Origin of the sequence: [Mycoplasma] cavipharyngis, from assembly GCF_042984175.1 — a bacterium.
Taxonomy (GTDB): Bacteria; Bacillota_I; Bacilli_A; order Mycoplasmatales; family Mycoplasmoidaceae; genus Mycoplasma_N; species Mycoplasma_N cavipharyngis.
Window position 1 is genome coordinate 615902 of sequence record NZ_CP155569.1, and the last position, 23362, is coordinate 639263.

Consider the following 23362-nt stretch of genomic DNA (forward strand, 5'->3'; position numbering starts at 1 on the left):
TTTATATTAGATTCTAATTCCTGTTAATTTTTGATAAACTTTTTTCATGAATGAACAAACTAATGAATTTGCTATTTGATGATTATTCGCTTTTTCTAAATCATTTTGATTTAAAAATAAAAATAATAAAAGAGCGTCATTACTTCATTTTGGTGTATTTGTTTTTTTTGAACATAAATTACATAATAAGCCATAATTATCTAATGAAATTGAAGTGATTTTTTGCTTTGTCTGACATAAATTACAATGACGATAATTTAATTGAAAACCAAAAATAATTTGTGATTTAACTAAAATGTAATTAATGATTAAATCATCGTCATATTTTTTTAATTTAATTATTTCAATAAATTTTTGATAAATTTCAAATAAATTAATATTTGGATTTTGATGATTAATTTTTTCAAATAAATTATTTAAAAAAATGACCGATTTATTATTAATCAAATCTTGATCTAAATTTTCTAATAAATAAACTTTTTTAAGTTTTGATAATTTATTTTCCATTCTAGCTTCAAAAAAATGAATTTCAATTAAGTGCCCAAAAAATAAATTGCGTGAGTTTTTACTATTGATTTTTCTTACTCCTAATGCTAGACAACTAAAAATTTTTTCATGACTAATTAATTTAATAATTTTATCAATATCTTGATATTCACGTTCAGATAATAAATAACCATTAACAATTTTTTCTGACATACTAAATATATTTATTAATAAAATTTTTATTATTTCTTCAATCTTTAGATACTTTAACAATTAAATTTAAAAAAATTTTAGCATCATATATTTTGCTTAATTTTTCTCTTGATTGAATTCCAATTGCTTTAATTTTATTAGCATTTTTTCCTATGATAATTCTTTTTTTGGCTTCAGCTTCACATATAATATGCGCTTCAATTGAAAATAAGTTAGTATTAGATTGATATTTAGTATCTTCAATATGAACATGAATCCCATAAGGTATTTCTTGATGTAATAAATTTAATGTTACACCTCTAATTGTTTCAGAAATAAGAAAATTATCATTATCTTGATTTTCAAAATCAATTTGCTTTTGATGCGATAAACCAAAATCAATTAATTCTAAAAATTTTTTTATAAAATTAGGATCATTAATTCCTGTTACAAAGTGATTATTAATATTTAAATACTGACTAATTTCTTTTAATTTATTTTCCTTTTTTGCTTGAATTTCTTCTGGTTTTAATAAATCAGACTTTGTAAAAATAACTACTAATTTATTTGATGCTCTTTTATTTAATTCATTCATAAAAAATATTGCTTCTTGATCGATCTTATGAGTTAAATCACAAATATAAGAAACAACATCAACATCTTTGAAATTTTTATATATTTGCTGATTCATAAAGATATCTAACTGATTTTTAGTAAAATGAAATCCTGGTGTATCAACAATTAAAATATGATAAGAATCATCTTGATAAAGAAATTTAATATCTTTTCTAGTAGTTTGTGGCTTTTTATTTGTTAGAGCAAATTCATATTGTGATATTTTATTAATAATAGTTGATTTGCCAGCATTAGCAATACCACATAATAAAACTTTGCCTTGTAATTTTTTCTCCATAAATTGATTAACTTTTATTAAACTTTAAGCAATAACATTAATAAATAAAATTAAATAAATAATTAAACCAGAAATGATAATAACTAAACTAGCAGCTGAAGATATATTTTTAATTTTTTTAGCATTAATCCCATATTTAAAATTAATTAAATCAACAATATTTTCAATTGCAGTATTAATAATTTCAACAACAATCATTAAGGCATTTACTAAAATTAAAATAATTCAATGAATTAAACCCATTTTATAATAATAAATGCCTGCAATGACATAAGAAATCACAATAATAATAAAAATTGCAATAAACGATTTTTCTTCTTTGAAAACAGTATAAAGTCCCTTAAATGCATTTAGTGCTTTTAAAAAATAATTTTTAATACTGTTATTTGTTGATTTATTAATTTTATTCATAAATTTTATCTAAAATTAAATCTTGAAAAGAGAACATTTTTTTTCGATCTTCTTCAGTGATGTGATCATAACCTAAAAGATGTAAAAATCCGTGTAAAAACATGAATGAAATTTCTCGATTCAATGTTGTACCATAAGCCTTTGATTGTGCTACACATTTATCATAACAAATAAAAATTTCGCCCAATAAATTTTGATTAAATTCTAAATTTAAATAACTAAAACTTAACACATCAGTTACTTTATCTTTATTAAGATATTTTTTATTTATTTCTTGAATCATATATTTAGAAACAAAATTTACTTCAAAATAAAAATCTTCTTTAATTTTTAGAATTTTTGATATTTCATTAGTAATAATTTCAAAATTAGACATCATTTTATCAGTAATGAAGTATTGATTTTTATTAAATATTTTGAATCGCATATTAGATCGTTTACATAAAATATATTAACTTGAATAGTATATTATAATATTTTAACTAAAAATTTCTTTTCAATAATAATTCTGTTTTAAATAATATCTAATTTCAGTAAAAGTTGGATTAATTTCTATATTTTTGATTTTAAAAAATAATTCAACACTTTTTTCATTAGTGATTTTACGAATAATTTTAGCTTGATATTCATCATTATCTTTTTTAAAATAAAAAATATTTTTATCAATCATATTTTTTAAATATTGATATGATTGATTGGAAAGATTTAATTTTTGAAATGTTTGAAAATTTTGTAAATAATTAACTTCATATTTTTTAATTTTTAATAAAAAGCCTGATCCAATCAAGGCTGATAAAAATATAAAAAATAAAATCAAGATATTAGTTTTAAAGTTTTGCATTATTTTAATCACCTTTAATAATAATTTTTTGTTTGAAAAAATCAGCAATTGCTAAATCATGTTCAGTACAAATTAAAAAGTTGTTTTGCGCAATTTTATCAATTAAAGTTTGAAAAATAATGTTTTTAATTTTTTTATCAATATGACTAGTTGCTTCATCTAAAATTATTAATTTATTTTTCAATTGTAATAATAAAACTAAATTAATAAATTGCGCTTGTCCTGAACTAATGTTTTGAATTTTTAAATTATCTTTAAGTTCTAAATTCATTAATTCACAAACTGTAATAATTAATTTCTTTTCATCATTTGTTATATTTTGAAAAATTTTTGATCAACTAAAATCAGGAATATAACTAATGTTTTTTTGATAAATCACATTAGCATTAAATTTTTGAGGATGAAAAAAATTAATGTCAATGTCATTAAATTTAATGTTGCCAATTGTTGGTTTTAATTTTTGACACAATAATCCATACAAAGTGCTTTTTCCTGATCCACTTGGACCTTGAATAAAACAGTTATTTTTAATTTTTAAATTTAAATTTTGAAAAATCCTTTTTCCATCACAATAATAAGATAATTTTTCAACTTTAATTTCATTGATTTTTTCTCAATCTAAGCCATCTTTTTTCTGATTAGCAACATTTAGAAAGTTTAAGTATACTTTTTGAGAAAAATTAAAATCAATCGTATAAAAATAAAAATCAACAAGTTTAGAAAATGATGTATTGATATATCCATAAAAAGTAGTAATAACAATTAAACTACCAAATTGGATTTGATTTTTAATTAGCAAATATGCTCCAAAAGCATAAAGCATTAAATTAATTAAATTTGTAACAAAAGCATTAATTTTTTCAAAACAACCATTAGATAATGTTCATTTATAATCAAAAATCGATAACATCGCTGTATTATTTTTGATTCCTTTTAATAAATGAATTAATTTGTTTTGATTAATTTCTTCATTAAAAAAACGTTTTAGTTCAAAATAATTTTCTTTACTTTTATCTTCAAGAAATTTAATTTTAGGATATTGTTTCTTATTAAATTGATATGCAAAAAAAGTATAACAAATTTGAGTTAATAAAGATCCAATAATAATTAAAATAATTCTTCAATCTAAAATTGCTATAAAAGTTGATAAATATAAAACACTAATTAAATGAATTAAAAAACTATGATAATAACGACTATAATATTTACTAATAACTTCAATATGATAATTTAATAAAACGAATTGATGTTGTGAAACTTTGTGAAAAAAATCATTATTTTTATTAGCTAAATGATTTAACAAATCATTAGAAAGATTTTTATAGTAATTTTTTCTTTGATTTGTTTCAAGAATTTCAATCATAAAATTACCAAAACCATTTGCCAAATAACCAAAAACTGCAATAAAAACAATTGTGCCTAAATTGCTAATGTCATTGGACCCAATGACATTATTAAATATCGTTTTAATGAAATAACCAGAAATTATTGTTAATGCTAATACAATAATATTAATAATAAAAATTTTAATTAATGCAATTCAGTTAATGTTAATTTTTCGTTCAATATAAACATTTAGTAATTTAGCATTATTTTTTTGTTTTTTGATTTCAATAAAAATATTGGCATAATATTCTTTTAATTGTTGATAACTAATTTTTCTTTTACCAGAAAGTGAATCATAAATAGTAATCTCATTATTATTTTTTTTAGCAATTACATAATGATTACCAGATGGGAAATTTAATAATAAAATAAAATAATCTTTTGTTTGATAATTAACAAAATCATCAAAAGATAGTTCGTATGAATCTAGACAAATACCATATTTTTTATTCATTTCTTCTAGATCTAAAATGCTCATGCCACTTTGAGTTAATTTAGCATTACTAATCAATTCTTCTCTACTAATTTCTTTATGATAAAAAAAATTAATTAATGATTGTGTCACACAAATACCACAATCAAAAATTTCTTGTTGTCGATAAATTTTCATTTTTCCACCTTCAACAATTTATTAAATAAAAAAATTGTAAAAGCAGAAAAAATTAATTATCAATATTAATAAAATAAAGATAAATTATATAATTGGCTGATTGATAAAATAATTGTTCTAAAATTTTTTTTAATTCATCAACTTCTTTAACTAAATTTATAACATTTAAACTATTATTTTTAATTTCATTAAGCAAAATATCATTAACATTAAATGCAATTTTTAATAATTCTTGATAATTGTCTAAATGATAGTGAAGGATTTTTTCAACTTTATGTTCTGATTCATGGCTTAAATGATTTTGATAAATTTCTTTTTTTTCTGAATATTGCGCTAAAAAAACTAATGTTAATAAATAACTTTTATAAATTAGTTTTGGCTGCATTAATTTTCAAAAAATTTTAGGATTTTTTAAAACATCTTCAGATTTATTAATTTTAGTAATTTCTAATTTTTGAAAAACTAATACAAGAGCAATAAATAAAATTAAATTCAAAAAAATTTGATCATAATTATTAAAATCAATTTTGCAATTTTTTAAATTTTTACCAATATAAACTTTAATAAATGATTTAATAAAACGCAGATTATTTCTTTTCATTTTTTTTGATCTTTGGTTTTTTTACTGATAGTTTTTCACATAAAAATTCTAAAATTTGATTTAATAATTGATAGTCCATACGCATTGGTCCTAAAAAACCAATTTGGTGTTTAGCACCACTATCATCTTCAATTTCAGTAGCTGCTAAAGTTACTCCTTCAATCGAATTATCAAAATTAATTAAAGTTTTACCAGTTTTTTGATGATTAAAATTAATTTGACTAAAAATTGAAGTATTTTCAAGCAAATCAAGTAATTTTTCTAAATCAATATCATGATTTTGAACTTCTGGTTTAGTTACTAGTGATTTTACGTTATAAACTTTAGGTTTATTAATGTAATAATTTTGTTGAATTTTTAAAATAATTTTTTCAATTACTTTTTGAAAAATAAATTCATATTGATGAACTTTAGAACGAATTATTGTATCTAATTTATGAATTTCATTAATAATTTGATTAATTGGTAAATTAATTAATTTTTCATTAAAAATTCTTAAACACGCTGAAATATCTTCATATTGTACTTGATTTTCAATTTCAATAAATTCTTTAATAACATTTGCATGTGAAGTAATTAAAAACAACATAAATTGATTTAATGAAATGTTAACAATATCAATTCGTTTTAAAAGTTCATTTTTATCTGTAACCTTATTAACAACAATTGGTAATTGAATGAATTTTTTTAAAATTTTAACTGTTTCATTAATCGTAACATCAATTGATTCACTTCGTTTATTAAAAATTTGATTAATTTCACCATAAATGTTTTTAAATTTTTCACTATTAGAGTCCATTAAATGAGTTACATAAAATTGATAACCCATTTTTGTAGGAACTCTACCAGAAGAAGTGTGTTCTTTAACTAAAAATCCTGATTTTTCTAATGAAACTAGATCATTTCTGATTGTTGCTGAAGAAACTTCTTTTAAAAGATTTTCTTTTAATTTATTACTTGCAACTGCTTCAGGATCTTCAATATTTGCTTCAATAATATATTTTAAAATTTTTTTTTGACGATCTGATAGATAGTTGATTGCTAGTGGATTTTTAACAGATTCATTCATAGTTTAAAAAATAATTTAATAATTATAATAACTTATATTATATAAATTTAAAAAGCATTTTTATTTTAATTTTGATATAATAGTTTCCTATTTTATTCTTAATGTTATTTTTAATGATTAATATTAAGTTATAAAAATTAGTCATATATATTAAGAAATTCAATTAATAAAATTTAAAAATGTTGTTTTTTAATAAAATCAAAATTTCTTTTTTCAAAGGGATTTTGAATTTTTTTAGTGATCAAATTATTGAGTATTTAATTTCTAAAAATACTTATGATAAAACAAATTTTAATAAAAAAAATGCAATAAATTCCTATCAAAAACTGATTGAAATAAAATCAAATGATTTTAAAGAAAAGGAAATTCGTAATTGAAGAACGTTGCTTTATATTAATGATATTCCTAATTATCAATTAGCTAAAGAAAATAATATTATTGGTAAAATTTTAGGTTCTTCAAGAACAAATATTTTTTTTATTATTAAAGCATTTAAAATTAAAAACATTTGAGTTGATACTTTGAATAAAAATGAAAAAAACGAGATCAATATCTTTCATTTTTTTCATAATATATCTAATCTTGAAAATTTGATTAATGTTCAAGCTGCTAGAATTTTTATTTATGACATAATTAAAAATAACAATAATATTACTGCAATTTCAATTGATAAAAAAAGAACTGAAATTTTATCTAATTTAGAAAAATTATTACTTTTCTATGGAACAAAATATTTAGAAATATTTACAATTGATACTTTATTACAAAATGATGAAAAATTAATAAAAAATTTAGGAAGATTGATTTTTTTTATTGGATATGATCAAAATTTGTTATTGAATTGTGATCGATTAAAAAAATACATTAATTCTATTATTGAAATTAAAACAAAATTAATTGCTCCAAAAAATCTTTTTTTTGATAATCAATTATTTAACCAAAACAAATTAGATACAATAATTTATCAAGGATTAGAACTAATTAATCTTAATTGTGAATCAATTAATTGTAATGATCTTCTAGATTATGTTCATTTAAGAATTTATAATTATTTTATTAAAAATTAAGAGCACAAATTGATCAATTATGTTTAAAAAAATCATATTCAGAAATGAAGCAACAAATTATTTATAAGAAGTTTATTTTTAGAATCAAATCATATTTTTTTGATCGTTTTTTCAAAAAAATCTTAGTTAAACATTTTAATCAAAATTGAGATGATAATTTTAATTTAGCTAATAGATTAAAATATCAAAAACAATTAGAAAAAATTAAATCAGAATTAAATAATTTTGATCAACTATTATTAAAAACAGCTTATCATTGAAAGCCATGTGAAATTAATTTGTTGCCAATTGCAAATTGAAAAGATCCATTATATTTAAATCAAATTGTTAATTTTGAAGGTGAGAAAACAATCAATTTGATTAAGGGTGAAAAAAATTCTAATTTGGAAATTATTAGAAAAGTTTTCAATCTTAATGATATTAATATTGAAATTAAAAATGATAAAGAAAAACAATTCTTTTTAGTGTCATCTAATTCTTATTCAAATAAAAATAAATTAGAAAAACAAAAACAACAAAATTTTAAAAATAATGATATTACTAATATCAATTTTGATAATCGTAATTTTGAAATGAATTTTTATGCTTTAAAAATTTTTTTTACTGAAATTATTAGTAAACCTAAAAAAAATATTAATGAAAAAACAATCATTAAGTTACATAAAAAAATTATTAATAATTTAAATAAAAAAATTGTTGCTTTTGGCAAAATCTATTTCAAAAAATATTTATCAAATAAAAGAATTGATCAAAATTTAGCAAAATTAATTGGTACTTTAATATTTCGATCTTCAAGTGGCCAAAATGTTTTTGAACATTGTCATGAAGTTGCAGAAATGGCACAATATTTAGGTTATAAATTAGGTTTAGATAAATCAAAAATTAAAATAGTTAAACAAATCGCTTTTTTTCATGATATTGGTAAATCTTCAATTGAATATAATAATCATGATTTGGAAGGTTATAAAATAATTTCACAATCAAATTTAGATTCAGAAATTAGTGATAATATGGTTTTATTTGATAAAAAAAATAAACTAAAAGATTCTGATAAAACAATTTCTTATCTAATTGCTAGAATTCTAGATTGATTATCTGCTAGTAATTCTCGTTCGCTAAATTCTGAAATATGTTGGAATAATTTTGAAACTATTATTAGTCAACATTTAAAAAAAATTGATTGAATTAATACTTTTGATATTTCATCTCGATCTAATATTTTAAACATATATTTAAATTATGATTTTAAAGATCTTTATAATCGCGATTTTTGTCAAAAAGAAATTATTAAAATTTTAAATAATGTTAAGTTTTATCGTAATTTTCCTGTTAAATTTTATTTATCAAACAAAAATAAAAATAACAATAGTAATATTTATCACCAATTCAAATACACTCGTTAAAAAATAAAAACTTTTCTCTTAAGCATAAATAAATTATGAAATAAGAAAAAAGTTTTTAGTTTGGTTTAAATGATAAAACTGAAAATTACTTAATGAGAACAACAGTGACTGTGATCTTTGGTATGACATTCACAATCACATTTTTCATCACTACTATCTTCATGATTTGAGCAACAATGTTTTACTTCAGAAGAAGAACAACAGTGAGATTTACAACTACAACATTGACATTGATCACAGTGACAGTGATGTTGATTATTACAACATGAGTTCATTAATTAAACTACTTTCTCAATTAATTTGATCAATTAATTTTTATTTTAAATAATATTTTTTTAGTAATTGGATTAAAAATTAATTATTTTAATTTTATTATTTTAAAACTAATTAAATTAAACTAAATTTCAATTAAAACAATTACTAATTTTATATTTTATAATAATTTTTTAAGAAATAGTAATAATTTAATTGATAAAACACTATTTTTAATTTTGAATAATTAAATTTTAACGTTTTTCTTTTTGATAAACTAAGCCTAATGCTTTTGGTGCATTAGAATTTTTAGAACTAAATGCTAATACAATAATAGTAATTAAATAAGGCATAATAATAAAAAACGAACTATAATTTTCAAGATATTTTAATTCACCAACACCTGTTGATAAAGTTATTCCACTACCATATAAAAAACTAAATAATAAAGTTGCAATTACAATTAAAATAATTCTTCATTGACCAATAATTAAAATTGCTAAACCTAAAAAACCTAAACCTTTAACATTAGCAGCAAAATTAGTACCAACATAATTCATAAAAATTGCTCCAGCTAAACCTGATAATGCACCTGAAATTAACGTACCAAATCATTTATATGAATTAACATTAATACCAACAACAGCTGCAGCATTAGGGTTTTCACCAATTGATTTAAATCTTAAACCTCATCGACTTTTATTTAAAAAAAATCATGCAATGACAATTACGATTAAAACAAGAAATAATTTTAAGGAAATTAAATTTTGAAAATCTTCACCTAATGCTAATTCAGGAATTAAAAAATTAAATTTATTTGATGTACCAGCAATTTGTAACAAAATTACAGCAATCCCAACTCCTAATAAATTCATAGCAATTCCTGCAACAATTTGATCAGCCTTTAATTTTATTACTAAAAGATTTTGTAAAATGGAAAATAAGATACCAAAACAAATCGCAATGAAATATAAAACAATTTGGATCAAAGGACTATTAGTATTAAACAATTGAGCAGCTAAACCAAAAAATGCTGCACTAAAAATCATATTACCATTAACAGCAATATTAACAATGCCTACTTTTTCACTAAATAAAGCAGCAATCGCAGCTGTTACTAAAATACAAAAAAATAAAATGCTCGTACTAAAAATTTCAGTAAAAATATTCATTGATTTAATAATTGCTTTCTTAATTTTCTATGAAATTAAAACCTTAATTTTATTGATTTCTGAGATTTGATTTTCAGTTAAAATTTTCTGATAATTAAGTTGTTCAATTTGATCTAATTTGATTATTTTAGTTATTGGTTGTTTTTTTAATTTCATTCAAGAAACAAAAAATTTGATTTGTCAATAAAGCGATAAGATTAAACGAACATCTTGTTTATAAGTTTTAAAAATAATTCTTTTTTCTTGTTTTCAAATATGATAATTTGATTTAATTTGCTGTTTGTCAAAATAACCTAAATTACTTAGTTGATTATGAATTTCATTTTTTTGATCTTGAATTTGATCTAAAAATGCAATTTGATCTTCTACTGCAGTTAAAGCTTGATATTGATCTCATTGGATCTTTTGTTGTTTTTTTAGATTTTTAATTAATGAAGCGTTCGCTTTTAATTTTTGCTGATTTAATTTAATTTCATAATAATATGCTAAATAACGTCACCAACACAAACGATAATAAATTGGAATTACACCATAAAGTTGTAAATGCCAAAACGTTTCTCATTTTTCTAACTGATTTAAAATTAAAACTAATTTATCATGATTGGATTTAACATTTTTTAAATTTTCTTTTAAATCTTTTGTTTCTAATAACAATTTCGCTTTTTCTTGTTTTGATCAATAACCATTTTTTGATTGCCTTAATAAAAATAAATTGCCAAACAATTTAGAAATTAGTAACAATAAATTTAATTTTTCAAAAACTGCAGTCATTGCTACAAAATAAATAATTAAACCAACAATAATTGAATAAGTATTAGCATCTAAATTTTTGTTTAATTCTTGAATTGATTGTAATCCAGATGAACCCACATTAAAAACACCATAAAAAAAGCTACTAAAAATAATGCCTAATGGTGAATTATAAGCCAACATTGTAATTGCAATCGAATCAAAACCAATACTAATTGGTCCACTTAAACCTGCATAACTGAAATTTTTTTGAAAAATAACATAATATAAAAAACCAGAAATACCAGCTAATAAACCTGAAAAACTCATAATGGCAATTGTTAGTCAACGTTCATTAACCCCAGCATACTGACCTGCTGTTGGTGATAATCCCACCATTTTTATAGCATAACCATATTTTGTTTTTTTCATTCACAAATAAGCTAGAATTGCAAAACCAACACAAAGAAAAAAGACAATAATATAAAATGATAATTCATTATAAAAAGGTAATAAACTATGAGTTTTAGATTGGGAAACACTAGATTCACTTTCAAAACCACTACCTTGTCGAAATAAAAATTTAGTAAACTCATAAACAATTCAGTTTAATAAAATTGTACTAACAACTTCATTGACTTTTAAAAAAGCTTTTAAAATGCCAACTAATCCAGCAATGAAAAAGCCTGAAATACAAGCGATTAAAAAAGCAACAAATAATTGTTGGTTATTAACTAAAATATTGCTGTTATTATTAGATGCTAAAGTACCAATATATAATGTTGCTAAAGCACCTGAAAGCATCATTTGTCCTGAAATTCCAATATTAAACAAACCAGCTTGAAACCCAATCCCAACTGCAATTCCAGTAAGAATATATACGATAACAATCAATAAAAAATTACTTAAAATCCGACTAGAAACTGTAAAAAAAGCAATATAAACAATAAATGGATTATTACCAGTAAAAGAGATAAAAAGACCAGAAATAATTAAACCAAAAATAATTGCTCAAAATAAATTGTGCGCTTTTCTTCTTGTACTAACATTGTATTTATTAGCTCATTTTTTTCAAAATTGATTAATTGCTTGATTAAATTTTGAATTTAAATTTTGTAATTGGTTCATAAAATATTAATAATTATCTTATTCTTTAGCAATTCCAGCCATCATTAAACCAATTTGGTGACGATCAATTTGATCAATAGGAATTTTATTTGATAAGTGCCCTTTATTAATCACAGCTACATTATCTGCTAATGCTAAAACTTCATCTAATTCATATGAAATTAATAAGATCGCTTTTTGTTGCGCTTTTTCTTCTAATATTGCTTGATGAATGTTTTCAATTGCACCAATATCTAAACCACGTGTTGGTTGACAAATTAATAAAATTTGATGCGGACTAATTAATTCACGACCAACAATTGCTTTTTGTTGATTACCACCTGATAAAGATCTTGCAATTGCATAACCATCTTTTCCACCTCGAACATCATATTTTTTAGCAATTTTCTGATAAAGTGTTTGCAATTTTCTTTTATTAATAATTTTGTATTTAACTAAAAATTTATCTGCTAAACGTCTGATAATTGTATTATCTAAAATACTAAAATCTAAAACTAAACCATACTTATGACGATCACTTGGAATGTATGAAAGTCCTGCTATTCTTCTTTTTTGAATTGATTTTTTACTAACATCTTTTAATGTTTTAGTTTCAGGATCATAAAAACTAATTTTGCCATGTTTGGATTTTAATAGTCCACTAATAACAAATTCAATTTCTTCTTGACCATTACCTTCAACTCCAGCAATTGCTAAAATTTCACCCGCTTTAACTTCTAAACTAATATTATTTAAAAATTTAATTCCTTTAGTTGAAACATTTTCTAATTTTAAAATTGTTGGTGCAATAGCAGCAGTTGAATTTTGTTGATGATGATCTGCTAATGAACTGGTTTTTTTACTAATTAAATCAGAACCAACCATTGCTTTAGAAATGGTTGATAAATCTACTGAAGCAAAATCATCAATTTTTAAAACAACATTGCCCAATCTAATTACTGCACCAGCATCAGCAACTTTTTTTAATTCTTTTAATTTATGAGAAATAAAAATTACTGTTTTTCCCGCATTTTTAAATTCAACCATTGTTTTTAATAGCCCATCAATTTCTTGTGGGGTTAAAATAGCAGTTGGCTCATCAAAAATTAAAATTTCTGAATTGCGATATAACATTTTAATAATTTCTACTTTTTGTTGTGTTCCAATAGTAGCATCACCAGTTTTTTGGTGCAAATCAAAATGTAAATGATATTTATTTTGTAATAACTTAATTTTTTCAATAGCAGGTTTTTGGTATAAGAAATTATTTTTATGATATTCTGATCCTAAAACAATATTTTCTAAATTACTAAATTGATCAACTAATTTAAAATGTTGGTGAACCATACCAATTTTTAAATCATTAGCAATATTAGGATCCTTAATTTCAACGCGTTTACCATTAATTTTAATATAACCAAAACTAGGAGTATACAATCCAAACAGAATCGACATTAAAGTCGATTTTCCAGCACCATTTTCTCCAATTAAAGCAAAAATTTTACCTTTTTCAATTGCTAAATTAATTTTATTATTAGCAACAAATCCATCAAATTCTTTAGTTAAATCAACAAATTCAACAGCAAAATTTTTTTCGTTCATCATTATTTTTAATTTGAATCACATCTAAATTATTAATAATTGTAACAGGTTAAATAATAAGATTAGTAATGAAATATTTTTTTTAGTTTAATCAGTTTTAGAAAATTAAATTTCAAAGTTGATTATTGCTAACTATTAAAATTTAGTAAAACTTATTTAAAATAGTATAAAAAATAGTATAATGTTAGAAGTTCAATAAATATTGAATTTGTCTCAATAAAAAGGTTATAAATTAAGTGGTTTTAATATCATTTATTAGAACAAACTTATTAAAATTATTAGTTTAATTTTCATTTTATCATCCTTAGCCTATTGCGTCATTATTATTACATTCAAAATATGATATCAAATTAACGGGCGAGAACCCAGAAGGAAACCATTTTAAAAAATATGAGTCAATATGAAATCATGTTGGTCGTTAATGGTGAATTAACTCAAGAAGAAGCAAATAAATCAATTGCTAATTTAACTAGTTTATTCACTGAAGATAATTGTCAAAATTTGACACAAACTGTTACTTGATCAGATCAATTAGCATATGCTATTAATAAAAAAACGATTGGACATCGTTATTTACTAAATTTTACAACTACTGATCAAAAATCAATTGCTGAATTCAATCGATTAGTTACAATTAACAAACACGTTTTAAGACATTTGTTAGTAAATGTGACAAAAAATTATGCTTTTAAAACTTTAGCTAATCCTAAAAAAGTCAAATCAGCTGAATTTCGACAAAAAAAATATCAAGAATATTTACAAAACAAACAACGTGAAGCGCTTGCTAAAGAGTTACGTGAAACTCAAAAGGCTAATGTTGTTGAAGCTAAAAAACGCGAAATTCGCGATTATAAAGGTTTAGACACCCAATCAACAACAACTAAATCTTTAGAACAAGAAGCGATTTTAAAATCAAATTCATCTAATGATGAATAATTAGTTTGATTTCTATTAAATTAAAAATATGTTACCTAAAGTTTATTTAATTGGCAATTTAGCCCAAGATCCAAAATTTGGAATTACTAATAGTGGCATTAAATATGCTCGTATTTGTGTTGCTTGTTCAGGATTAGCAACTAAAAATAACACTCAGCCACAATCTAATTATTTTCATATGACTGTTTGAAGAAAGACGGCTGATTTAGTTGAAAAATATTTAAGTAAGGGCGATGGGGTGTTTGTTGAAGGTAATTTATCAGTTCGTTCATATACTAATAATGAAAAACAAGTTGTATATATTACTGAAATTAATGTTAGTCAATTACAAATTACTAATCGTCGTTCTAACACTAATTATAGTAATGTAACGATTGATCATAATTACAATAATAGTTCGATTAATGAACAAAACTTTGATAGTTTTAGTGTTCCAATTGATGATCAACAAATTGTTAATAAAACTAAATTACATTTTGATCCTGATACTGAAGATGATAATAACGATTCTGCTATTTATGATGAATTATTTTCTGATCAAAATAATAATTAATTAAAAAAATGATTTAAAAAGAAAAATATAAGTTTATGCTAAAAAAACCAAAACGTAAAAAAAAGTCACCTAAAAAAATTTGTTTATTATGTAAAAAAGGTCAATTTTATATTGATTATAAAGATATTGAACTTTTAAAACGTTATTTAAAACCAAATAATAAAATTTCAGGAGTTCGTACTACTGGTAATTGTAATTCACACCAAAGACAAATTGCCAATGCGATCAAACGTGCGCGCATTGTTGCTTTTTTACCTTTTGTGATTGAATAATTGTTTTTAATTTATTACCTATTTATTTAATTGCTTATTTTGATAAAAAGATAGTGAAACGATTTTAAAAAATTGTTAGGATGAAAAATAAATTAATCAAAAATTTTTATTTTATTATTATAAAAAATACTAATAACTAATTTATAAACAAAATATAAGACAAATTGATAAAATCATATTAATAAATAAAAAATTAATCGTTTTATTTCTAATTAGACATAAAAATTAATGCTAATTAACATTTTTTTCAATTTAATCATTAAAGATCATGAAACCTTTAAAATGAACCAATATTTAATTAAACTTTGTTTTCTAACTAATCTTATTGATATTTTAAATGCTTGGTTCAAATCAGTGCATAATTGCTTATGAATTTAATTAATATTAATCAACATCCTAATGATGAAAAGCAAACGATTAATTTTAGTGATATTATTCAAGCAGAAAAAAATATTTTAAGTGCATTAATTTATGAATATTCATTAGTTGCAACAACTGATTTATTAATGCAAATTAATTACAATATTTTTGAAACAGAATATGCTAAAAAAATTTTTTTAAGCATTAAAAATTTAGAAACAAATAAAATTACAGTTAATATTAGTACTGTAACTAATGAATTAAAAAGTTTTTATAAAGTTAATGATCCTCAACTAATTAAAAATATTGCTTATTTATCTTCAATTAATCCAGGTATTTTTATTTTTAGTTTAGCTGATGAAATTAAAATTTTACAAACATTTCAGTTAAAAAAAAGAATTGATCAATTATGTTTAAAAATTAAAAATACTAATGTTACAATTGATTCAATGCAATATTTATCTCAAGAGTGAGTCAGAAATTTTGAAGAATTAACAGCCAATCAATTGCAAAAAACTTATTTAACAGCAAATGATGTAGTTCAAGATTATGAAAATTTAGTATCTCAAGCATTGGCTGATAATAATATTAGTGATCGTTTTCTAAAAACTGGATATGCCATTTTAAATCGAAAAATTAAAGGTTTAATTGGTGGTCAATTATTAATTTTAGCAGCAAGACCTGGTGTTGGTAAAACAACATTTGCTTTAAACATATTAATGAACAACTTAAATTTTTTAATGTTTAATGCTAATCCAACAAATTCTAATAAACGAGCAATTGGTTTATTTTCTTTAGAAATGAATCAAGAATCATTATTAGAAAAAATGATCGCCATTCATGCTAACATTCTTCTTAATGATGTTAAAAAACCATTAGAAGGTTTATTACTTAGTGAAGATAAAAAACGATTAATTAATTTATCAATGGATCAAATTAGAAATAGCAATATTTTATTTTGTGATCGAAGTGATATTACAATTAATGAAATTATTGGTTTGATCAAATCATGAAATCGTGAATATGATTTGAAATTAGTAATTGTTGATTATTTGCAATTAATTAATGTTACTCGTGATCAAGCACCAAGTAATTATAGTGCTCAACAAAAAATTGCTCTAATTTCTCGTAATTTAAAAACATTAGCAAATGATTTAGACATTCCTATTTTAGCATTAGCCCAATTAAACCGAAAATCAGAAGAGCGTAAATCTGATGATCGTGAACCTGTTTTATCAGATTTACGTGAATCAGGATCAATTGAACAAGATGCTGATATTGTGATGTTTTTATATCAAAATGATAAAAACACTAGCAGTAGTGATGAAAATCAAGATAATCATAAAAATTATCTAGATCCTGAAATTACATTAAAAATTGGTAAAAATCGTCATGGTGAAGTTGGTCAAATTAAATTTATTTTTCATAAAGCAACTGGTAGATTTGATGATGTTATTTAATTTAATAATCAATTTAATTAAATTTAACAATCCTAAAAATTAATTTTAGTAAAATTAACAACTAATAAAAAAATACAAATATGAATTCTCGTTTTTTAAAAAATCGTTCTAAAATCTTAATTGGTTCAATATTAACCTTAATTAGTTCCTTATTATTATCAGCTTGTGGTCGTTCTGGAGGGCTTGTTAGTCGTCCAGTTGACACTATTTTGTTTTATCAAACAAAAGAAAACCAAACAATAAAAAACCATCAATATCGTCTAAGAATTAATTATGGTAATCCTAATGATCTAACTGGTTATTTATATTATGAAAATCCTGAAGATGAAAATAATCCAGGTAATGTTTCAGAATTAAATAAAATTACTGATCCTGAAAAAAAATTAAAAGCTAGTTTTTTTACTAATATTGTTTCAGGTGCACTAAAGTATCAAAAATATGCTATTTTAGCTCGTTCTGATTTATTGAAAACTTATTATACTTATTCAACCAATAAACAATTGAATAATACAATTGAATTAACTGATAAAAATGCAATTGAAAAATATTTAGTGCAACAATCTACAATTGAAAATCTAACAGCAAATGACAATGCTTTTGCTTCATTTCAATTTGCTTTTGCTATTTCTAATATTTTAAAACAAGGTAATGGTTTTTCTGGTCATCCTCAAGCAATTCAGTTTGACATTGATTCAATTTATTTTAACTTAGGTGATTTAAGTGCTATTAAATTTCAAACTTTTGATAAAAAATCATTTGTTGTTTATCAAAAACCAACAACTTCTAATTCTACTCAAAATAACAGTGATAATTTAATTGAAAAAATTTTAACAATTAATAATCAAGCACAAAAATTTGTTAAATTCAATGTTAAATCTTCAAGTTATAATTTCCGTTTTAAAAGATATGATAATAATCAAATAATAACTTCTAATGTGATTGAAAATTATTTTAACGCTCAAGGTAATAATAATTTAATTCCAAAAAAATTTCAAAAATTTACTAATACTAATTTTAATATTAGTTTAGCAAATTATGCTATTTGAGCTAATGTAATTGATCCTGAAACGATTATGACATCAAACAAAAATAATTCCACTAGCCAAACAACAACTAATACAAATTTACCTTCTGAAACTTTAAACATTATTGGTGCTGATAATTTAGCATGAAATAATTTAGCTAATCAAGATAAATTGTTTGATGATAGTATTATTAAACTAACTAATCAATTAAGCCCTGATAAATTTTTTAATGTTAATGATCGTGCTTTAGTGCAAAATACTTATAGTCATTTTATTAACACTAAATTATTTTTTCCTAACAATAAGTTAATTAGTTCAATTAGTACAACAATTAATGCTTTTAAAAATGTTGATCCGTCTAACAATTTGATTGATTGATCTAATTTGAAAAAATTACAAGTTAATGATTTATTATTTAGTTTTTTCCCTGATTTTCAATTTAGTAGCAATTATGATAATGTTGAAAAATCAAAATCAAGTACTAATTCAAACCAATGATTAAATCATGATGATGAAACTACTTTAAAAGCTAATTTTAAAAAAAATTCAACTGCATCAGTAAAATAGAATTTTAATAAAATTAGAATCAATAAAATTATTGATAAAAATAATTAATTTAGTTCAATAAAATTAAAATGATCTTTACAATATAATTATTAAAACTTAAATAATTAAATAACAATAATAAATAAGCAATTTTATTTTTATGGATCGTACTATTCAACCATCTTTATTAGCCTTTAATCCTAAAATTATAGAACAACAATTACAAACGTGTGCTAATCATGGTATAACATGAATTCATTATGATGTAATGGATCATATTTATGTTAATAATAAAGCATTTGATTTAGAATACATTGATTTAATTGTTAAAAATAACATGAAAGTTGCTGTTCATTTAATGACTAAAAACGTTGTTGAGCAAACCCAAAAATATTTAACTCAAAATGTTAATGCAATTATGATTCATCCTGATGCTGATATTAGTTCTAATATTGATTATGCTTTATCATTAATTAAAGCAAAAAAAGAAGTTAAAGCAGGCATTGCTATTAAATATTTTGCTAATTTACACCAATTATTACCTTATTTTAAAAAAGTTGACATTGTTTTAGTTATGGGGGTTCCTCCTGGTTTTGGTGGACAAAAATATCATTCTTATACTACAACTAAATTAAAACAACTAAAACAATTAAAAGACGAGTTCAACTATCATTTTCAAATTGTTTTAGATGGTGGGGTTAATCAAAATGTTGTTGCACAAGTTAAAAATGAAGTTGATATTTTTGTCACAGGAACATATTTAATGAATGCTACTAATTTTACAACTACTTATCAAAATTTATTATTTTTAGCAAACCAAAAAATTGGTTTTCAACAAACTGAATCATAATTAAAAAATTCTATTTTTTAATTTAATTAATGACTTAAATTAATAAAAAGATTATTATTTTCTAGGATTAAAACTAAAACTTTAATCACCAATTGGATTTTCATAACTGAATGCTTCAGTTTTTAAATTGGTCTCTTTTTGTTGCTCTAAATCATTCAAATCACTTGATGGTTTTTCATCAGATTCAATAATAGGAGTTGATTTGTTTTGAATATTAGTAATTGATTCTTCTAATATTGTTAATTGTTCTTTTAAGTTTAAATCTTGAACATTTTTTAAATTATTTTTATTAAAGATTTTCTGATATTTAAAAGTATGTTCAAAATGTAATACACCTAAATAATAAATACATAAAACAGTTCCAATAATTGGAATTAGTGAAAAAATTGCAATAAATAAGTTTCTTAAAATTTTTTGATAAATTGAAATTACAACTAACATTATTAGAAAAACAAAATGAGCAATTAAACTATAAAAACTAACATAAAAACTAATTGCGAAAATTAAGCCATCAGAACTAGTGGCACTAGTAATATTAGTTTGAACATTACGAAAAAACGAATAAAACGTTGGCGTGTTTTTCAAAACAAAATCATTTCACAAACTAGTATTAAAAATAAAAAACAAACGACTAGGAAAATCAGTTAAATTCGATCTACTACCAATGCCAATCACATATGAATAACTAACAGCAATCATATAGAAAATGACAAAAATAGCACTAAAAAAGGCTAATAAAGCAATCAAAGTATATCCTGTTACAACAATTCGTTTTTTTGTATTTAAACTAGGAATTGATTTAGCAATAATATCAGCTTTTTCATTACTAATTTCTAATGATTTATTTTTAATGAAACTTAAAGGAATTTTAAATTTCTTAGTTGGATGATTATTTTCAACTGTTTTAATTGTTGAATCTAAATTTTGATTTAATTGGTTCATAAGATATTTAAATTATTATTATCATTTTATTTTAATATTTTTTGAAAAATAAAATTCCCAAATAAAATTAAAAATTGATTAATAAGTAATAAATTTTGAATCATTATTATCTTCTAAAAAATAATAATTAAGATAATATTAATTTATTTAAAAACTAGTTATTTTAAAGGTGGTAACTGTTTTTTGATTATACCAAAAGAACTGTATCATTTTTAATTTAAAAAATGATATAATGTTAATTATTGAATTAATAAGTTATCAAATATAAATAATAACTTAAATAAGATCTTATTATAAATTAATAAACAATGTGATAATATCACCATAATAATACAAAATGTTGGATTTTTAGATGAAAAATAAAAAAGTTATATTAGTGTGCGATCAATGTTTAAGTCGTAACTATCGCTTTAGATTTTCGACTAATCGTGTCAATCGTCTAGAGTTGTCTAAATATTGCAAATTTTGTAAAAAAACTGTTATTCATAAAGAAACCCGTTAGTCTCACATGAAAGTTTTTAAGTTAGCTAAAAAAAATAAAAAAAATAAAATTAAAACTTTTAATTTAATTCAAGACAAAATTTTACAACAAGAACAAATTAATCAAACAACAACAAAAAAATCAGATTTAGAATCTACAAATAAAGTCAAAAGTGTTAATAAAAACAAAAAAATTAATACTAAACCTAAAAAAGATTCTATGATTAGAGCATGATTCAAAGTGTTTTTTGATCGTTCCACAGTTTTATTTAGTGGTATTGTTAAAGAATTTAGTCGCGTAACATGATTAAAAGGACGAAAATTGTGAGAAGCTTATATCACTGTAATTGTTATTGCGATTTTATTTGCAGTTTTATTTTATGTGATTATAACAATAGCACAAAGAATTTAGTTAAAAATAATTTAATAATTTAAAAGGTTAACTTAAAAAATTAAATATGAATTTAAATAATTACTATTGATATGCACTAAAAACTCACATTAGTAATGAAGATACAATTGCTAAAACAATTAAAGAACATGTTGATTTATATAATCTTGATAAGGCAATTCATGATGTTGTTGTTCTAAAATCATATCGAATTGAAGAATCTGAAGAATATCATCCTAGTAGTGAAAAATTGCCTAAAACATTTCGAATTACTAAAAAATCACAATGAATTCGATTACGCAATGGCAATTACATTCGAATACGAATTTGTGAAGAAAAACCATATCAAGGAATGATATTTATTCTTACTAATGGTGATCCAAAAATAATGCGAAGTATTTTATCATGAGCTCCAGGAACTCATTTTTTAGGTACTGCTAATATTCCTGAAGTAATTTCAAATGATGAATTTCAAAATATGGCAGAAAAATTTTTAAATCAAGAAATACCTGATTTGCAAAAATACTTATTAGAAAAACATTTAGCAGATCAAGTAATTAATAAAGTCCATGATAATGTTGTTATTACTAACATTAAAAAATCAACAATTGATGAAGAAGATTTATCAAAATATGATTTTAATGTTGTTAGTGCTAATGATGCAAGCTATTTATTTAAATTAGATCAAGAAAAATTAAATAGTGGTTTTAATCGGGGAACTAGTTCAATTATTTTTGAAACAACTGATGCTCAAACTTCAAAAACAAATAATGAGATTAATAATAACGTTGCTAATGATGCTTCAGATCAAGATCATTCTATATCTAATGATTCATTAGATCAAATTAGTAGTCAATCAATTGATCATGTTAGTAGTCAATCAATTGATCATGATCAATTAATACAAGATGAACCAATAAATCAAACACCATTAATTGATGCTAGTTCAGAAGTTTTAGCAGCTGAAATTAATGATGAATTAGAAGAGCAATTTGAACCAATTAATTTAAAAATCGATCAAGTTGTTTTTTTAACTAAACTAAATATGCAAGGTATTGTTAGAGAAATTCGTGATAAGTCAGCTGAAGTAATTGTTGAAATTGAAATGATGGGTCGTAGTAATAAAATCGCAATTGATCCTAAAGATATTAAAACAATTGAATAAAAAAACAAGGTTGAAATAATAAATGAAATTATGGTCAAAATTATATAATTATTTCAAAAATAAAAAACATGTTGGAATTAATATTTATGCTCCAGTTGATGGAATTTTAGTGCAACTTAAAAGATGTTCCTGATGAAGCATTTGCAAGTGGAATGCTAGGCAAAGGTCTAGCAATTAAACCACATAATGGTGATGTATATGCTTATATGAATGGTTCATTAGAAGTTGCTTTTGATACTGGACATGCTTTTTTAATTCAAGATCAAGTTACTGGTGTTACTGTAATGTTATATTTAGGCATTAACACTCATAATTCATCATCTAAAAATTTTCATAAAACAAATATTTCATTGCACACATTAGTTAATCCTAATGTTAAATTATGTGATATGGATTTAACTAATATTCAAGCTAATGCTACTAGTGATTTAGTAATGTTATTAGTGCAAAATGATACAATTGAAGATCGTAACATTTTTTTTCAAAAAACTAGTGGTGAAGTCAAACGTGGTGATTTATTACTAGTCATTCAATAATTTAA

The 23362-nt window shown here is 22.0% G+C and carries 24 protein-coding genes; 12 read left to right on the forward strand and 12 right to left on the reverse strand.

The genetic code is table 4. The features are described 5' to 3' along the window. Positions 1–6: 6 nt before the first annotated feature. Genes recO through hrcA form a run of 8 tightly spaced genes read right to left on the reverse strand, consistent with a single transcriptional unit; the run spans position 7 to position 6509 of the window. A complete protein-coding gene (recO, locus tag MCAV_RS02490; protein ID WP_391591556.1) occupies positions 7–699 on the reverse strand; it encodes a DNA repair protein RecO in 693 nt (230 codons plus the stop codon). A gap of 1 nt (position 700) precedes the next feature. After that, positions 701–1591, reverse strand: a complete 891-nt coding sequence (gene era, locus MCAV_RS02495) for a GTPase Era (protein ID WP_391591557.1) — start codon at positions 1589–1591, stop codon at positions 701–703. A gap of 24 nt (positions 1592–1615) precedes the next feature. Next, positions 1616–2002 (reverse strand): diacylglycerol kinase, encoded by a 387-nt coding sequence (locus MCAV_RS02500; protein WP_391591558.1) that lies wholly within the window; start codon positions 2000–2002, stop codon positions 1616–1618. Beyond that, positions 1995–2429 (reverse strand): rRNA maturation RNase YbeY, encoded by a 435-nt coding sequence (gene ybeY, locus MCAV_RS02505; protein WP_391591559.1) that lies wholly within the window; start codon positions 2427–2429, stop codon positions 1995–1997. The genes MCAV_RS02500 and ybeY overlap by 8 nt, the downstream gene beginning before the upstream one ends. Before the next feature lie 51 nt (positions 2430–2480). After that, positions 2481–2843, reverse strand: a complete 363-nt coding sequence (locus MCAV_RS02510; RefSeq protein WP_391591560.1) for a hypothetical protein — start codon at positions 2841–2843, stop codon at positions 2481–2483. Positions 2844–2847: 4 nt separating this feature from the next. After that, complete coding sequence (locus MCAV_RS02515) at positions 2848–4839, reverse strand: cysteine peptidase family C39 domain-containing protein (RefSeq protein ID WP_391591561.1); 1992 nt, start codon at positions 4837–4839, stop codon at positions 2848–2850. Positions 4840–4891: 52 nt separating this feature from the next. Next, positions 4892–5440, reverse strand: a complete 549-nt coding sequence (locus tag MCAV_RS02520) for a hypothetical protein (protein WP_391591562.1) — start codon at positions 5438–5440, stop codon at positions 4892–4894. Further along, the gene (hrcA, locus tag MCAV_RS02525; protein ID WP_391591563.1) at positions 5427–6509 is read right to left on the reverse strand and encodes a heat-inducible transcriptional repressor HrcA; all 1083 of its coding nucleotides are present in this window, start codon (positions 6507–6509) and stop codon (positions 5427–5429) included. Before hrcA ends, MCAV_RS02520 begins: the two co-directional genes overlap by 14 nt. 224 nt (positions 6510–6733) lie before the next feature. On the opposite strand from hrcA, the gene MCAV_RS02530 reads away from it, so the two are divergent. Both MCAV_RS02530 and MCAV_RS02535 read left to right on the forward strand, forming a co-directional pair. Then, on the forward strand, positions 6734–7576 hold the full coding sequence (locus MCAV_RS02530) for a hypothetical protein (RefSeq protein ID WP_391591564.1): 843 nt from the start codon (positions 6734–6736) through the stop codon (positions 7574–7576). 44 nt (positions 7577–7620) lie between these two features. After that, positions 7621–8979, forward strand: coding sequence for an HDIG domain-containing metalloprotein (locus MCAV_RS02535; RefSeq protein ID WP_391591565.1), 1359 nt, complete (start codon positions 7621–7623; stop codon positions 8977–8979). 506 nt (positions 8980–9485) lie between these two features. On the opposite strand, the gene MCAV_RS02540 is transcribed toward MCAV_RS02535, so the two are convergent. Genes MCAV_RS02540 through MCAV_RS02550 form a run of 3 tightly spaced genes read right to left on the reverse strand, consistent with a single transcriptional unit; the run spans position 9486 to position 13844 of the window. Further along, positions 9486–10403, reverse strand: a complete 918-nt coding sequence (locus MCAV_RS02540) for an ABC transporter permease (protein ID WP_391591566.1) — start codon at positions 10401–10403, stop codon at positions 9486–9488. A 27-nt stretch (positions 10404–10430) separates the two neighbouring features. Further along, a complete protein-coding gene (locus tag MCAV_RS02545; protein ID WP_391591567.1) occupies positions 10431–12260 on the reverse strand; it encodes a hypothetical protein in 1830 nt (609 codons plus the stop codon). An 18-nt stretch (positions 12261–12278) separates the two neighbouring features. Then, entirely contained in the window at positions 12279–13844 is a 1566-nt protein-coding gene (locus MCAV_RS02550) for an ABC transporter ATP-binding protein (protein ID WP_391591568.1), read from the reverse strand. Between the two features lie 387 nt (positions 13845–14231). On the opposite strand from MCAV_RS02550, the gene rpsF reads away from it, so the two are divergent. The 6 genes from rpsF to MCAV_RS02580 all read left to right on the forward strand — a co-directional run bounded on the left by rpsF (position 14232) and on the right by MCAV_RS02580 (position 19843). Further along, positions 14232–14777, forward strand: a complete 546-nt coding sequence (gene rpsF, locus MCAV_RS02555) for a 30S ribosomal protein S6 (protein WP_391591569.1) — start codon at positions 14232–14234, stop codon at positions 14775–14777. Between the two features lie 28 nt (positions 14778–14805). Next, positions 14806–15330, forward strand: coding sequence for a single-stranded DNA-binding protein (locus MCAV_RS02560; RefSeq protein WP_391591570.1), 525 nt, complete (start codon positions 14806–14808; stop codon positions 15328–15330). 35 nt (positions 15331–15365) lie between these two features. Further along, positions 15366–15602 (forward strand): 30S ribosomal protein S18, encoded by a 237-nt coding sequence (gene rpsR / locus MCAV_RS02565; RefSeq protein WP_391591571.1) that lies wholly within the window; start codon positions 15366–15368, stop codon positions 15600–15602. 368 nt (positions 15603–15970) lie between these two features. Next, complete coding sequence (locus MCAV_RS02570; protein ID WP_391591572.1) at positions 15971–17422, forward strand: replicative DNA helicase; 1452 nt, start codon at positions 15971–15973, stop codon at positions 17420–17422. A gap of 80 nt (positions 17423–17502) precedes the next feature. Further along, positions 17503–19014, forward strand: a complete 1512-nt coding sequence (locus MCAV_RS02575; RefSeq protein WP_391591573.1) for a hypothetical protein — start codon at positions 17503–17505, stop codon at positions 19012–19014. Positions 19015–19153: 139 nt separating this feature from the next. Beyond that, positions 19154–19843, forward strand: coding sequence for a ribulose-phosphate 3-epimerase (locus tag MCAV_RS02580; protein WP_391591574.1), 690 nt, complete (start codon positions 19154–19156; stop codon positions 19841–19843). A gap of 81 nt (positions 19844–19924) precedes the next feature. On the opposite strand, the gene MCAV_RS02585 is transcribed toward MCAV_RS02580, so the two are convergent. Further along, entirely contained in the window at positions 19925–20785 is an 861-nt protein-coding gene (locus tag MCAV_RS02585) for a hypothetical protein (RefSeq protein WP_391591575.1), read from the reverse strand. Positions 20786–21137: 352 nt separating this feature from the next. Here MCAV_RS02585 and rpmG point away from each other — a divergent pair, with 352 nt between their 5' ends. From rpmG to MCAV_RS02605, 4 genes are all read left to right on the forward strand, one after another. Beyond that, positions 21138–21287 carry a 50S ribosomal protein L33 gene (gene rpmG / locus MCAV_RS02590; RefSeq protein ID WP_391591576.1) on the forward strand — a complete coding sequence of 50 codons (150 nt, stop codon included), beginning with the start codon at positions 21138–21140 and terminating at the stop codon, positions 21285–21287. A gap of 6 nt (positions 21288–21293) precedes the next feature. Next, positions 21294–21677 carry a preprotein translocase subunit SecE gene (locus MCAV_RS02595; RefSeq protein ID WP_391591577.1) on the forward strand — a complete coding sequence of 128 codons (384 nt, stop codon included), beginning with the start codon at positions 21294–21296 and terminating at the stop codon, positions 21675–21677. A 46-nt stretch (positions 21678–21723) separates the two neighbouring features. After that, complete coding sequence (locus MCAV_RS02600) at positions 21724–22821, forward strand: hypothetical protein (RefSeq protein WP_391591578.1); 1098 nt, start codon at positions 21724–21726, stop codon at positions 22819–22821. Between the two features lie 116 nt (positions 22822–22937). Next, positions 22938–23357, forward strand: coding sequence for a PTS glucose transporter subunit IIA (locus MCAV_RS02605; RefSeq protein WP_391592246.1), 420 nt, complete (start codon positions 22938–22940; stop codon positions 23355–23357). Positions 23358–23362 lie beyond the last annotated feature (5 nt).